Annotated in this window: 14 protein-coding genes; 9 read left to right on the top strand and 5 right to left on the bottom strand. The window is 63.9% G+C overall.

What is annotated here, in order from left to right:
• Positions 1-18 precede the first annotated feature (18 nt).
• Positions 19-1641, top strand: a complete 1623-nt coding sequence (locus GC125_RS17105) for an AMP-binding protein (RefSeq protein WP_151986750.1) — start codon at positions 19-21, stop codon at positions 1639-1641.
• A 23-nt stretch (positions 1642-1664) separates the two neighbouring features.
• Positions 1665-2057: a RidA family protein gene (locus tag GC125_RS17100; protein WP_151986749.1), complete on the top strand. Its 393-nt coding sequence runs from the start codon at positions 1665-1667 to the stop codon at positions 2055-2057.
• A 41-nt stretch (positions 2058-2098) separates the two neighbouring features.
• Here GC125_RS17100 and GC125_RS17095 read toward each other — a convergent pair whose 3' ends face one another.
• The 3 genes from GC125_RS17095 to GC125_RS17085 all read right to left on the bottom strand — a co-directional run bounded on the left by GC125_RS17095 (position 2099) and on the right by GC125_RS17085 (position 4369).
• Positions 2099-3052, bottom strand: coding sequence for an acetyl-CoA carboxylase carboxyltransferase subunit alpha (locus GC125_RS17095; RefSeq protein ID WP_151986748.1), 954 nt, complete (start codon positions 3050-3052; stop codon positions 2099-2101).
• Between the two features lie 87 nt (positions 3053-3139).
• Positions 3140-4120, bottom strand: coding sequence for a site-specific tyrosine recombinase XerD (locus GC125_RS17090; protein WP_151986747.1), 981 nt, complete (start codon positions 4118-4120; stop codon positions 3140-3142).
• A 51-nt stretch (positions 4121-4171) separates the two neighbouring features.
• Positions 4172-4369, bottom strand: a complete 198-nt coding sequence (locus GC125_RS17085) for a hypothetical protein (protein ID WP_151986746.1) — start codon at positions 4367-4369, stop codon at positions 4172-4174.
• 145 nt (positions 4370-4514) lie between these two features.
• Here GC125_RS17085 and GC125_RS17080 point away from each other — a divergent pair, with 145 nt between their 5' ends.
• From GC125_RS17080 to GC125_RS17070, 3 genes are read left to right on the top strand one after another with little or no spacing between them, the layout of a single operon-like run.
• Positions 4515-5105: a shikimate kinase gene (locus GC125_RS17080; RefSeq protein WP_151986745.1), complete on the top strand. Its 591-nt coding sequence runs from the start codon at positions 4515-4517 to the stop codon at positions 5103-5105.
• A 2-nt stretch (positions 5106-5107) separates the two neighbouring features.
• Positions 5108-6238 (top strand): 3-dehydroquinate synthase, encoded by a 1131-nt coding sequence (gene aroB / locus GC125_RS17075; RefSeq protein ID WP_151988036.1) that lies wholly within the window; start codon positions 5108-5110, stop codon positions 6236-6238.
• Positions 6235-7536, top strand: a complete 1302-nt coding sequence (locus GC125_RS17070) for an HlyC/CorC family transporter (RefSeq protein WP_151986744.1) — start codon at positions 6235-6237, stop codon at positions 7534-7536. Before aroB ends, GC125_RS17070 begins: the two co-directional genes overlap by 4 nt.
• Before the next feature lie 6 nt (positions 7537-7542).
• Here the strand turns inward: GC125_RS17070 and GC125_RS17065 are convergent, their stop codons facing one another.
• Positions 7543-7821 carry a BolA family protein gene (locus tag GC125_RS17065; protein WP_151986743.1) on the bottom strand — a complete coding sequence of 93 codons (279 nt, stop codon included), beginning with the start codon at positions 7819-7821 and terminating at the stop codon, positions 7543-7545.
• Positions 7822-7934: 113 nt separating this feature from the next.
• Here GC125_RS17065 and GC125_RS17060 point away from each other — a divergent pair, with 113 nt between their 5' ends.
• From GC125_RS17060 to GC125_RS17045, 4 genes are all read left to right on the top strand, one after another.
• A complete protein-coding gene (locus GC125_RS17060; RefSeq protein WP_151986742.1) occupies positions 7935-8561 on the top strand; it encodes a J domain-containing protein in 627 nt (208 codons plus the stop codon).
• Positions 8562-8639: 78 nt separating this feature from the next.
• Positions 8640-9635 carry a cobaltochelatase subunit CobS gene (gene cobS, locus GC125_RS17055; protein ID WP_151988033.1) on the top strand — a complete coding sequence of 332 codons (996 nt, stop codon included), beginning with the start codon at positions 8640-8642 and terminating at the stop codon, positions 9633-9635.
• A gap of 16 nt (positions 9636-9651) precedes the next feature.
• On the top strand, positions 9652-11562 hold the full coding sequence (gene cobT / locus GC125_RS17050; protein WP_151986741.1) for a cobaltochelatase subunit CobT: 1911 nt from the start codon (positions 9652-9654) through the stop codon (positions 11560-11562).
• Entirely contained in the window at positions 11559-12563 is a 1005-nt protein-coding gene (locus GC125_RS17045) for an esterase-like activity of phytase family protein (protein ID WP_199864625.1), read from the top strand. The genes cobT and GC125_RS17045 overlap by 4 nt, the downstream gene beginning before the upstream one ends.
• On the opposite strand, the gene GC125_RS17040 is transcribed toward GC125_RS17045, so the two are convergent.
• Positions 12564-13199, bottom strand: coding sequence for a queuosine precursor transporter (locus GC125_RS17040; protein WP_151986740.1), 636 nt, complete (start codon positions 13197-13199; stop codon positions 12564-12566).
• Positions 13200-13282: the final 83 nt, after the last annotated feature.

Here is a 13282-nt window from a genome sequence, read left to right as displayed (position 1 = left end):
AGGTTTTGGGAGAGAGACATGCAATTGGGACCGACGGGCCACACCGATACCTTCGCCCGCGACAACCTGCCCCCCTTCGATCAATGGCCTGAGATCGATTTCTCCGGCTTCGATTATCCGGATTATCTGAATGCCGGCGTCGAGCTCACCGATCGCCTGGTCGAAAAAGGCTTCGGCGACAATGTCGCGCTGATCGGCAACGGTCGCCGCCGCACCTACAAGGAACTGTCGGACTGGACGAACCGCCTGGCGCATGCGCTGACCGAGGATTACGGCGTCCGTCCCGGCAACCGCGTGCTGATCCGCTCGGCCAACAACCCCGCCATGGTGGCCTGCTGGCTTGCCGCGACGAAAGCCGGCGCCGTCGTCGTCAACACGATGCCGATGCTGCGCGCCGGCGAGCTGGCTAAGATCGTCGACAAGGCGGAAGTTTCGCTGGCGCTTTGCGATACTCGGCTGATGGACGAACTCGTCGCCTGCGCCAAGGACAGCACGTTTCTGCAGAAGGTCGTCGGTTTCGACGGCACTGCCAATTTCGATGCGGAACTGGACCGGGTCGCGCTCGACAAGCCGGTGCGCTTCGATGCGGTGAAGACGGGCCGTGACGACGTGGCGCTCCTCGGCTTCACCTCGGGCACCACGGGTGAGCCGAAGGCCACCATGCATTTCCACCGCGATCTGTTGATCGTCGCCGACGGCTACGCGCGCGAAGTCCTGAACGTCACGCCGGACGACATTTTCGTCGGTTCGCCGCCGCTTGCCTTCACTTTCGGCCTTGGCGGGCTGGCCGTGTTTCCGCTGCGCTTCGGCGCTGCCGCGACGCTGCTCGAGAAGGCAGCGCCGCCGAACATGATCGAGATCATCCAGAAGTACCGCGCGACCGTCTGCTTCACGGCGCCAACGGCCTATCGCGCCATGCTGGCGGCCATGGAGGAGGGTGCCGATCTGTCCTCGCTCCGCGCGGCGGTGTCGGCCGGCGAGACGCTTCCGGCTCCCGTCTTCGATGCGTGGGTCAAGAAGACCGGCAAGCCGATGCTCGACGGCATCGGATCGACCGAGCTCCTGCACATCTTCATCACCAACCGCTTCGACGATGCGCGCGCGGGATCGACCGGGCGCCCGGTGACCGGCTATTCGGCGATCGTGGTCGACGAGAACATGCATGAAGTTCCGCGCGGCACAGTGGGCAAGCTTGCCGTGAAGGGCCCGACGGGCTGCCGTTATCTCGCCGACGACCGCCAGCGCGATTACGTGCGCGACGGCTGGAACGTCACCGGCGACAGCTTCACCCAGGACGAAGAGGGCTATTTCCACTTTGCCGCCCGCTCCGACGACATGATCGTCTCGGCCGGTTACAACATCGCGGGGCCTGAGGTGGAAGCGGCGCTGCTCGCACATGACGATGTCGCCGAATGCGCTGTCATCGGCGTTCCGGACGAGGAGCGCGGCACGGTCGTCTGCGCCTATGTGGTCGTGACGTCGGGTGTCGAAACGGACACCGTCACGGCAAAGCGCCTGCAGGACCACGTGAAGGCGGTCATCGCCCCTTACAAATATCCCCGCCTCGTCCGTTTCGTGGACGAACTCCCGAAGACCCAGACCGGCAAGATCCAGCGCTTCAGGCTGCGCGCCGGCCACTGAACGACAAGACGGAAAGAAGACGTATGAGCGTGACCACACTCCACCCTGAAGGCTGGGCGCCCGCCAAGGGCTACGCGAATGGCATGAAGGCGACAGGAACGATGATCTTCGTCGGAGGCCAGATCGGCTGGACGGCGGATCAGGTGTTCGAAACGGATGACTTCGTCGGCCAGTGCGAGCAGGCGTTGAAAAACATCCGCGCCGTTCTGGAAGAAGGTGGCGCCGGCCCCGAGCATCTCGTGCGCCTGACCTGGTTCGTCACCGACAAGCAGGAATATCTCGCCGGTCTCAAGGACCTCGGCCGCGTCTACCGCGATGTCATGGGCCGCAATTTCCCGGCCATGACGATGGTGCAGGTCACGGCGCTGGTCGAGGATCGTGCGAAAGTCGAGATCGAAGCGACCGCCGTTCTCTGAGGCGTTCGCTTAAAGGCGAAGGTTCGGGAGATGTTTGGCCGTCAGTGCTGGCGGCCTATCGCCAGATATTTCTGGCGGCGATCCTTGACCAACCCGGCGCCGTCGAGCGCCGAGAGGTCCTTCAACGCATCGGCAATCACGCTGCCGGTGGCGGCCATCGCCTTTTCCGGCTCGCGATGCGCGCCGCCGACAGGCTCCGGAATGATGCCGTCGACGATGCCGAGATCCTTGAGGTCTTCGGCCGTGATCCGCATGCTGGTTGCCGCGTCCTTGGCCTTGGTCGAGTCGCGCCATAGGATCGAGGCGGCGCCTTCGGGCGAAATGACGCTGTAGATCGAGTGCTCGAGCATATAGACGCGGTTGCCCGTGGCGATCGCGATAGCGCCGCCCGACCCGCCTTCGCCGATGATGACCGAAACGATCGGCACTTTCACCTTGAGGCACATTTCGGTGGACCGAGCGATGGCTTCCGCCTGGCCGCGCTCTTCTGCCCCGACGCCCGGATAGGCGCCCGCCGTATCGATCAGTGTCACGATCGGCAGACCGAAGCGGTCCGCCATTTCCATGATGCGGATCGCCTTGCGATACCCTTCGGGCTTCGCGCTGCCGAAATTGTGCCGGATGCGGGATTTGGTGTCGTGGCCCTTTTCCTGACCGATCAGAGCAACGGGCGTGCCACGAAAGCGGGCGAGGCCCGCCTGAATCGCAGCGTCCTCCGAGAATTTGCGGTCGCCGGCGAGCGGCGTGAATTCGGTGAAGAGCGATTTCGCGTAGTCGAAGAAGTGTGGCCGCGCCGGGTGACGGGCGACCTGCGTCTTCTGCCACGGCGTGAGCTTCGCGTAGATGTCCGCCATTGCATCGCGTGCGCGCGCCTCGAGCCGTGCGATTTCATCGGCCGTGTCGACGCTCTCGTCCTCTTCGCCCAGTTTCTTCAGCTCGTGGATCTTGCCCTCGAGATCGGAGATCGGCTTTTCGAATTCGAGATAATTATGCATGGGCCCGGTCGGTTGAATGATGGCGACGGCCGACACCTGCGTGAAGATCGTGTCGGTAAGGCGGCACGCGGCGGACTGGCCGCGCTTTCAGGCGTTCTCTTCCTGTTTTTTGCCGCGCTTTGCAAGGGGGTGATGGTCCTGCACAAGCCGATGCAGCCGCTCTTCCAGCACGTGAGTATAGATCTGAGTGGTGGAGATGTCGGCATGGCCGAGCAGTTCCTGCACGACGCGCAGATCCGCGCCATTGGCGAGCAGATGGCTGGCAAACGCGTGACGCAGCACGTGCGGCGAGACGAGCGCGGTATCGAGCCCGGCTCGTCCGGCCAGTGCCTTCAGATCGCGGGCGAACACCTGCCGCGCGAGATAGCCGCTTTCGGAATCGGCGGGAAACAGCCAGCGTTCGTCAGGCGCTCCGCCGATGCGAGGCTCATCAACGCGCGTCGCTTGGAGGGCCGCCCTGTAGCGCTCAGCCGCGCGCTGCGCCCGGCCGGTCAACGGCACGAGGCGCTCCTTGTTGCCTTTGCCGCGGATCACCAGCATGTCGCTGCGCGTCGCCACCACGCTCGCGGGAAGCGCGACAAGTTCGCTGACGCGCATGCCCGTGGCGTAGAGCAGTTCCAGAAGCGCCAGCAGCCGCAGCCGGCGACAGGTCTCGAACGGCGTTTGGCCGGTTTCTCCCGCTTCCATCTCCGCCTGTTCGATGAGCCGGTCGACATCGGCCATCGACATCGTCTTCGGCAAGGTCTGGCTTTTCGCGGGCGCCTGCAGGTTCGCAGTCGGATCGTCGGTCCGGATACCCTCGGAATAGAGGAACCCGTAGAACTGCCGCAGCGTCGACAACCGCCGCGCCTGCGATGCGGGCGCGAAGCCCCGGCCATGGATGTTGGCGAGATAGGCATCGAGGTCCGGCCCGGTCGCCGCTGTCAGCGAGGATTTGTGGTCGCGGAGAAAGGCGAAGGCGTCGTCCAGATCCCGTGCATAGGAGGTCAGCGTGTTGTCGGCAGCTCCGCGCTCCACGCCCATCATTTCGATGAAGGCCTCCAGGTGGGCCGCGCTGAGATCAGCCATGGGTTCTCCGAAGGCGGGTGGTCGAATGCTGGTGGCTCGTGACTGACCGGGTCAGTCCGATTGCCCGATCGTCGGGGCAGTGTCACCCGTGGCGGCTCCGCCTGCCGGCTGGTTGATCCGCTCTGTGGGAACTCTGACGGTGATCTCGCGCGGGTTCGGCTCCACGAAGATCACGAGCGCGAGCATCGCGCCATAGACCAGACCGACGACGACGCCGCAAAACACCAGAAATCGAATGAGCGAGGGCATCGGTTGCAGTCCACTGTTCGGGTGCCCTTTATGGGCGACCGGCCGATTCGAAGCAAGCGCAGGGCGTCCTCTGGGCCCGCGAGCCTTGACGGTCCGGACCCATTTCGCGATAGGAGGTGCCGTACCTCAAGGATGGGACCCTGCGATGACAGCGGCAAGCGAAGCGAGCCGGCAAGATCTCCGCCGCGTTGCGCGCGAAGCCTTTGGCGCGCGCAATCTCGTCTTCGTCGGCCTGATGGGCGCCGGCAAGTCTGTGATCGGCAAGATGGTTGCGACGGCGCTTGAATTGCCTTTCGTCGATTCCGATGCCGAGATCGAGCGCGTCTCCCAGATGACCATCGCCGAACTCTTCGATCTCTACGGCGAGCCGGAATTTCGGGCGCTCGAGGCGCGTGTGATCGAACGCCTGCTCAAATCGGGCCCGCGCGTTCTGTCCACCGGAGGCGGCGCCTTCATCAACGAGAAATCGCGCGCCCTGATCAAGGAAGAAGCCGTTTCGATCTGGCTGAAGGCGGACCTCGACGTTCTGTGGGAGCGTGTGAAGAAGCGCGACACACGGCCGCTCCTCAAGACCGCCGAGCCTGAGCAGACGCTCAAGACCTTGATGGAGAAGCGCTATCCGATCTATGCGGAAGCCGACATCACCATCAATTCCCGAAATGTCCGCAAGGAAGTGATCGTCGAGGAAACGATCGCCGCCCTTGCTGCCCGCGCCGGAGAGGCAGCGATTTCATGAGCATGCATCAGGTCGAAGCCGGCGCCGGTCGGCGCGTCCAGGTTCCGCTGGGCGATCGCGCGTATGAGATCGTCATCGAACCCGGAGCTTTGCGGACCGCGGGTGCGCTGATCGCCAAACGACTTCCGAAGGCGCGTGTGGCGATCGTCACCGATGCGACCGTCGCCGGTTTCCATCTCGGCTTGCTCCAATCCGCACTCGACGAGGCCGGGATCGGCCATGAGACGATCACGCTGCCAGCCGGCGAGAAGACCAAGAGCTTCGAGCATCTGATCGACGTCGTCGACGCGGTGCTCGCCGCACGGCTCGAGCGTGGCGACGCGATCGTCGCTCTTGGCGGTGGTGTCATTGGCGATCTTGCCGGTTTTGCAGCCGGCATCGTGCGCCGGGGCATGCATTTCATCCAGATCCCGACCTCGCTGCTCGCGCAGGTCGATAGTTCCGTCGGCGGCAAGACGGGCATCAATTCAACCCATGGCAAGAACCTGGTCGGCGTCTTCCATCAGCCGTCGCTGGTCATCGCCGATACGGCCGTGCTCGATACGCTATCGCCCCGCGAGTTTCGCGCAGGCTACGCCGAGGTCGCTAAATACGGACTGATCGACAAGCCCGACTTCTTCGCCTGGCTGGAGAAGAACTGGCGACGTGTGTTCGAAGGTGGACCCGAGCGCGTCGAGGCGATCGCGGTCAGCTGCGAGGCCAAGGCGGAGGTAGTCGTCGCCGACGAACGCGAGAGCGGCCGTCGGGCATTGCTCAATCTCGGTCATACATTCGGCCACGCACTGGAAGCCGCGACCGCCTATGACGGCCGTCGTCTGGTGCATGGCGAGGGCGTCGCCATAGGCATTGTGCTGGCGCACGCATTTTCCAACCGCATGAACCTCGCCAGCGCCGACGATGCCGCCCGCGTCTCGGCGCATCTGAAAGAGGTCGGGCTGCCGACGCGGCTCTCCGATATTCCGGGCGACCTGCCGCCTGCCGAACGCCTTCTCGATCTGATGGGGCAGGACAAGAAGGTCGTCCGCGGCCGGCTGACCTTCATCCTGACGCGCGGGATCGGCCAATCCTTCATCGCCGACGACGTACCGCCGGCGGAAGTTCTCGCATTTCTCAAGGAGAAGCTGGCGCAATGACAGCAGATGCTTTCGCAAGCTTCATCTCGGATTACTGGCTGACCGCACTGGCGATCCTCGGCCTGATCTGCGCATCTGCCTTCTTCTCCGGATCGGAGACGGCGCTGACGGCCGCCTCCCGCTCGCGCATGCACACGCTCGAGACCAATGGCGATCCGCGCGCCGGCGTAGTCGGCACGTTGATCGATCGCCGCGACCGGCTGATCGGGGCGTTGCTCATCGGCAACAACCTCGTCAACATTCTTGCATCGTCCTTGGCGACCAGCCTGTTGCTCGGCATTTTCGGCGATTCCGGCGTGGCCGTGGCGACCATCGCGATGACGGTGCTGCTCGTGATCTTCGCCGAGGTATTGCCGAAAAGCTGGGCGATCTCCGGTCCGGATCGCTTCGCACTGGCTGTTTCCAATCCGGTGCGGATCTTCGTCAAGGTCTTCGGTCCACTGTCTTCGGTGGTGAACTGGATCGTGCGGAAGATCCTTGGCGTGTTCGGGGTTACGCTATCGGCCGGAACATCGATGCTGACGGCCCACGAAGAGCTTCGCGGTGCCGTCGACCTGTTGCACCGCGAGGGATCGGTGATCAAGGCGGACCGCGACCGCCTGGGCGGCGTGCTCGATCTCGACGAACTCGAAGTGTCCGACATCATGGTTCACCGGACCTCGATGCGTATGGTGAGCGCGGACGACACGCCGGAAGCGGTCGTCCGCACGATCTTGGACAGCCCCCACACCCGGATGCCTGTTTGGCGCGGCCAGACCGACAACATCATCGGGGTTGTTCATGCCAAGGACCTGCTACGCGCGCTCGCCGATGTCGGCAACGACCCGGCACGCATCGATATCGCCAAGATCGCGCAGAAGCCATGGTTCGTGCCGGACACGACCAACCTGAAGGATCAGCTGAACGCGTTTCTTCGCCGCAAGACCCACTTCGCCATCGTCGTCGACGAGTACGGCGAGGTCGAAGGACTGGTGACGCTCGAAGACATTCTCGAGGAGATCGTCGGCGAGATTGCCGACGAGCACGATATCGACATGCAGGGCGTGCACCAGGAGGCCGACGGATCTGTCGTCGTGGACGGCCAGGTGCCGATCCGCGATCTCAACCGTGCGCTCGACTGGAATCTGCCGGACGAAGAGGCGACGACGATCGCCGGGCTCGTCATCCACGAAAGTCAGATCATTCCGGACGAGCGCCAGGCCTTCACGTTCCACGGCAAGCGCTTCACGGTGATGAAGCGCGAGAAGAACCGCATAACGCGTCTGCGCATCAAGCCGCTGGAAGACGTGGTCGCCTGACGCGTCTTACCAGCGGGTCGTTTCACCGGGAGCGGCCGGCTCCAGCGCCAGGGCATGAACGCCGGCTTCGATTTCCGGCGCGAGAAGCTCGTTCAGTGCGCGGTGGCGCTCGATCCGGGATTTGCCGGCGAAGGCGGGCGCGACAATACGGACGCGGAAATGGGTTTCTCCCGTGCCGTCGAACTCGCGGTGGCCCGCATGCAGATGGCTTTCATTGATGACGTCCAGCCGCTCGGGCTGAAACGCGTCCCGCAGCTTGCGCTCGATCGTTTCTTCCATGCTCATGGTCGCCCTCGTTCAGCTTTGGTTGCAGCAGGTGATGCGTTGCCGCATAGGGAGCCAGATCGCCAATTGTCAATCCTTGTTCGTGCCCCTGCGGCGCCCCATAATGTCAGACGATGAAACTGGATTCGAAATATTTTGACCGCATCAGGGTCAAGGGCAAGGCAAGGGCACGTCCCGAGCCGACCACGCCCGTGTGCCAATGGGACGGATGCAACGAGAAAGGCACCCACCGCGCGCCCGTCGGACGCGAGGCGGAGGGCGCCTATTTCATGTTCTGCGTCGATCACGTGCGGCAGTACAACAAGGGCTACAACTACTTTTCCGGTCTCTCCGACACTGAGATCGCGCGCTACCAGAAAGAGGCGCTGACCGGCCACCGCCCGACCTGGACGGTCGGCGTCAACAAGGCGGCCAAGGCCAGCCCCACGCAAAGCCAGGCCCGCTCGGGCAGCGCGGCCTCGCAAGCGCGCATGCGCGATCCCTTCGGCTTTTTCGGCGAGGCGCGAACCCGCGCGCGCCGAGGCGAACCTCGCCAGCGCAAGTTGAAGACGCTTGAGACCAAGGCCTTCGAGACGCTGGGGCTCGATGGTTCCGCCGGCTCCGAAGATATCAAGACGCGCTACAAGGCGCTCGTGAAGAAACACCACCCCGATGCCAATGGCGGCGATCGATCGTCGGAAGAACGATTTCGCGCCGTGGTGCAGGCCTATCAATTGTTAAAGCAGTCTGGTTTCTGTTAGAGCCAATCAAGTCGACGGGACATCGTGCCTCCCTCGGCATCCTCTTAAAAAAGAAGCCGCTGCCAGGCGGATGACATGATGAACAAGATCGACATTGCCATTGAGAACCTTCCCGACACGACGGTGTCGGTCCGCGAGACGTTCCGTATCGACAGCGATATGGATGTGCCGGCCTATTCGTCCGTCGATGCCTATGTACCGGAGCTAGATCCGGACTATCTCTTCGACCGCGATACGACGCTCGCGATCCTGGCGGGCTTTGCGCATAACCGGCGCGTCATGGTCTCCGGCTACCACGGTACGGGCAAGTCGACCCATATCGAGCAGGTCGCTGCACGGCTGAGATGGCCCTGCGTGCGCGTCAACCTCGACAGCCATGTCAGCCGTATCGACCTCGTCGGCAAGGATGCGATCGTCATCAAGGACGGTCTGCAGATCACCGAATTCAAGGACGGCATTCTGCCCTGGGCCTACCAGCACAATGTCGCGCTCGTCTTCGACGAGTACGACGCCGGTCGTCCGGATGTGATGTTCGTCATCCAGCGCGTGCTCGAATCGTCGGGCCGTCTGACGCTGCTCGACCAGAGCCGCGTCATCAGGCCGCACCCTGCGTTCCGCCTCTTCGCGACGGCCAACACGGTCGGCCTTGGCGATACGACCGGCCTCTATCACGGCACCCAGCAGATCAACCAGGCGCAGATGGACCGCTGGTCCATCGTGACGACGTTGAACTACCTGCCGCATGACAACGAAGTCGGCATCGTGTTGGCCAAGGTGAAGAGCTTCGACACGGAAAAGGGCCGCGATACGGTCTCGCGCATGGTGCGTCTGGCCGACATGACGCGGTCGGCCTTCATGAACGGCGATCTGTCGACCGTCATGAGCCCGCGCACGGTCATCACCTGGGCGGAAAACGCCCGCATCTTCGGCGACATCTCCTTTGCTTTCAGGGTCACCTTCCTCAACAAGTGCGACGAACTGGAGCGCACGCTGGTTGCTGAGCAGTATCAGCGCGCCTTCGGCGAGGAACTGAAGGAAAGCGCCGCCAACATCGTTCTGGATGCCAATAGCTGAAAGGCGCGGAGCGAGCATGGCAGGACGCGGCGATAATTCGAAGGGAAAGCCCGGCGGCCCGGTCGATACCGAACCGTTCAAGCGCGCGCTTGCCGGCTGCATCCGTTCGATCGCCGGCGACCACGAGCTCGAGGTCGTCTATGCCAATGAACGGCCGGGCCTGACGGGCGAACGCGCCCGCCTTCCCGACCTGCCGAAGCGTCCAACCCGTCATGATCTTGCCGTGACGCGTGGCATCGGCGACTCCATGGCGCTGCGCAAGGCCTGCCACGACAGCCGTGTCCACACGACGATGGCGCCTGCCGGTTCCGATGCCCGCGCGATCTACGATGCGGTCGAACAGGCCCGCGTCGAGGCGATCGGCACGAGGCGCATGTCCGGCGTCGGCGACAACATCGCCTCCATGCTCTCCGACAAATACGCCAAGGCGAACTACAAGGGCATCACCAACCAGGAGGATGCGCCGCTCGAGGAAGCCGTTGCGCTTCTGGTGCGCGAGCGCCTGACGGGCCGCGCAGTGCCGGAAACGGCCGGCAAGGTCGTCGACCTCTGGCGCAGCTGGATCGAGGACAAGGCCGCCGGTGACCTCGACAATCTCGTAAACGCCGTTGACGACCAGCAGGCTTTCGCCCGCGCCATGCGGAACATGCTTTCCTCCATGGAAATGGCCGAGGACTACGGCGAGGACGAGGACCAGCAGAGCGAAGACAACGAGGACGACAACGAGGAGCAGCCGCGCTCCAACGAAGACAAGGAAGACAGCGCCGACGAGGCCGCAGGCTCCGACAGCGCGCCTTCGGAAGACAACGACAGCGCCGACGACCAGTCCGAACAGGGCGAGATGGACGGCGCGGAAGTCTCAGAGCAGGACTTCGACGAGGACATGGACGAGGAAGCGGATTCGCCGGGCGAGACCCGCCGGCCGAACGTGCCGCTGTCCGACATCAACGAGAAGGTCGACTACCGCGTCTTCACCGAGACCTTCGACGAGGAGGTCGCATCGTCCGATCTCTGCGACGAGGCAGAACTCGATCGGCTGCGCGCATTCCTCGATAAGCAACTCGCCCATTTGCAGGGCGTCGTCGGCCGTCTGGCCAATCGCCTGCAGCGCCGCCTGATGGCGCAGCAGAACCGCGCCTGGGATTTCGATCTGGAAGAAGGCTATCTCGATCCGGCGCGCCTGTCGCGGCTGATCATGGACCCGATGCAGCCGCTCTCCTTCAAGATGGAGCGGGATACGAATTTCCGCGACACGGTGGTCACGCTGCTCATCGACAATTCCGGCTCTATGCGCGGCCGCCCGATCACCGTCGCCGCCACCTGCGCCGACATTCTTGCCCGCACGCTCGAGCGCTGCGGTGTGAAGGTCGAGATCCTCGGTTTCACCACCAAGGCCTGGAAGGGCGGGCAGGCACGCGAGAAGTGGCTTGCGGAAGGCAAGCCGACGAGCCCCGGCCGTCTCAACGATCTGCGCCACATCGTCTACAAGTCCGCCGATGCCCCATGGCGCCGCGCGCGCCGCAACCTCGGCCTGATGATGCGCGAAGGCCTGCTCAAGGAAAACATCGACGGCGAGGCGCTGATCTGGGCGCACAACCGTCTGCTGAGCCGCCCCGAGCAGCGCCGCATCCTGATGATGATCTCCGATGGAGCGCCGGTCGACGATTCGACGCTTTCGGTCAATCCGGGCAACTATCTGGAGCGCCATCTGCGCGCTGTGATCGAGGAAATCGAGACCCGCTCGCCGGTCGAGCTTCTCGCCATCGGCATCGGCCATGACGTCACGCGCTACTATCGGCGCGCGGTCACGATCATCGATGCCGAGGAACTGGCAGGCGCCATGACCGAACAGCTGGCAAGCCTGTTCGAGGAAGAGCAGGGGCCCTCCGCAGGGAGGCGCGGCCCGGCAATGCGCAGGGCCGGTTGACGCTCACACGCTGCGGCCTGCTCCTGGCCGTCACGATCTTCGCCGCCGGCTGTGCACGCGCGCAGGATGCCGAAAGCGACGCGCCAATTCCGATCAACGCCCAATCCATCGACACGTTTCGCATCGGGTCCGATCAAACGCGCTTCGGCGCATTCGAATTTCGCGGCGGGCTGGAGTTTTCATCCGCAGGCGGCGTCGTGGGCGGCATGTCCGCGATCCGCTATGACGGTAGCGCCGATGCCTTCATCGGCGTGATGGACACCGGCAACTGGTATCGCGGCCGCATTCTGCGCGACGACGACGGCCGCATGCGCGGGCTCTCCGATTTTCGCATGGCGCCTATCCTCAGCGATGCGGGCGTCCCCCACGAGCGCAAGTCTCAGGCAGATGCCGAGGGGTTGGCTCTCGACGGCGACCGTCTGATCGTCGGCTTCGAGCACAATCATCGCGTCGAAATCTTCGATCGTTCGAGCTTCCCGCCTGCGCCGCCGGAAGGTTCGATGTCGATGGTCATGCCGCGCGCCGAACTTCGCCGCAACGCCGGCATCGAGACGGTGATGGTCGCGCCCGAGGATGGGCCGCTGGCCGGTGCGCCGGTGTTGGTCAGCGAGCGCAGCGTCAATGCCGATGGCGACATCTACGCGGCGGTTCTTTCGGGCCCGCAGGAGGGCGTATTCTTCGTCAAGCGGCACCCTCCCTTCGACATAACCGATGGCGCGTTTCTGCCGGATGGCGACATTCTCCTGCTGGAGCGCCGTTTTTCGCTGAGCGAAGGCATCGGCATGCGCATCCGCAGGATCGCGGTGGCCGACATCCGGCCCGGTGCAGTCGTCGATGGTGACGTCGTGCTCGATGCCAGTTTCGGCGATCAGATCGACAATATGGAGGGGCTCGACGTCATCGAGCATGCGGATGGACGGATCAGCGTCATCCTCGTCTCGGACGACAACCACCTGTTCCTTCAGCGAAACCTGATGCTGGAATTCGAACTGGTCGAATGATCAGGCCGGCCGGGGCTGGCCATCGTTGCGCATGAGCGCCAGCAGCGCGCCGTAGGGCGCGAGCATCACCATGGATACGACCAGCTTCACCCCGAGATCCCCAAGCGCCCAGGAGAGCCAGCGCGGCGCCTCCAGAGCGATCAGCCCGAGCAGCGGCGCGGATGCGATCGCGAACGCGTCATTGGCGCCAAGGACGCCGAACACGGGCGCAAAGGCCAGCGAGAAGAAGATGATGGTATCGACGATCGATCCGATCACGCTTGAGATCAGCGGTGCCTTCCACCAGGCGGCGCGGCGCAGACGGTCGAAGATCGACACGTCGAGCAACTGGGCGACGAGGAAGGCGGAACCGGATGCGATCGCGATGCGCGGGGTGGCCAGCCAGACAGACAGCACCACCGCGACCGCGAAGCCCACCAGGACGACCCGGCGAGCTGCCTGCGGGCCGTAGCGGCGGTTCGTGAGGTCGGTGACCAGAAAGGCGACAGGGTAGGTGAAGGCGCCCCAGGTCAGAAGATCGGCGAGATCGTACCCGCCGATGGTCGCCTGGACCGGAAACTGGACAAGGAAATTCGATGCCGCGACGACGAGCGCCATGGCCGCAATGAAGGGTGCGTGCTGCTTGAGAGCCTGCATTTTTTTATCCTGGGTGATGCCACCAGTTGAAATGAAAGGGCGCGGACGATGACCGCCGCGCCCTCATGTCTATGCTTGAAAGC

Source organism: Rhizobium sp. EC-SD404, from assembly GCF_902498825.1.
Lineage (GTDB): Bacteria > Pseudomonadota > Alphaproteobacteria > Rhizobiales > Rhizobiaceae > Georhizobium.
This window is presented reverse-complemented; position numbering and strand designations above follow the sequence as displayed.

Excerpts from the sequence above, each read along its gene's own strand:
- GC125_RS17085 (WP_151986746.1), bottom strand. The coding sequence starts at position 4,369 with ATGCCCTCGCTCATTCGATTTCTGGTGTTTTGCGGCGTCGTCGTCGGT.
- GC125_RS17065 (WP_151986743.1), bottom strand. The coding sequence starts at position 7,821 with ATGAGCATGGAAGAAACGATCGAGCGCAAGCTGCGGGACGCGTTTCAG.
- GC125_RS17105 (WP_151986750.1), top strand. The coding sequence starts at position 19 with ATGCAATTGGGACCGACGGGCCACACCGATACCTTCGCCCGCGACAAC.
- aroB (WP_151988036.1), top strand. The coding sequence starts at position 5,108 with ATGCATCAGGTCGAAGCCGGCGCCGGTCGGCGCGTCCAGGTTCCGCTG.
- GC125_RS17060 (WP_151986742.1), top strand. The coding sequence starts at position 7,935 with ATGAAACTGGATTCGAAATATTTTGACCGCATCAGGGTCAAGGGCAAG.
- GC125_RS17090 (WP_151986747.1), bottom strand. The coding sequence starts at position 4,120 with ATGGCTGATCTCAGCGCGGCCCACCTGGAGGCCTTCATCGAAATGATG.
- cobT (WP_151986741.1), top strand. The coding sequence starts at position 9,652 with ATGGCAGGACGCGGCGATAATTCGAAGGGAAAGCCCGGCGGCCCGGTC.
- cobS (WP_151988033.1), top strand. The coding sequence starts at position 8,640 with ATGAACAAGATCGACATTGCCATTGAGAACCTTCCCGACACGACGGTG.
- GC125_RS17095 (WP_151986748.1), bottom strand. The coding sequence starts at position 3,052 with ATGCATAATTATCTCGAATTCGAAAAGCCGATCTCCGATCTCGAGGGC.
- GC125_RS17070 (WP_151986744.1), top strand. The coding sequence starts at position 6,235 with ATGACAGCAGATGCTTTCGCAAGCTTCATCTCGGATTACTGGCTGACC.
- GC125_RS17040 (WP_151986740.1), bottom strand. The coding sequence starts at position 13,199 with ATGCAGGCTCTCAAGCAGCACGCACCCTTCATTGCGGCCATGGCGCTC.
- GC125_RS17100 (WP_151986749.1), top strand. The coding sequence starts at position 1,665 with ATGAGCGTGACCACACTCCACCCTGAAGGCTGGGCGCCCGCCAAGGGC.
- GC125_RS17080 (WP_151986745.1), top strand. The coding sequence starts at position 4,515 with ATGACAGCGGCAAGCGAAGCGAGCCGGCAAGATCTCCGCCGCGTTGCG.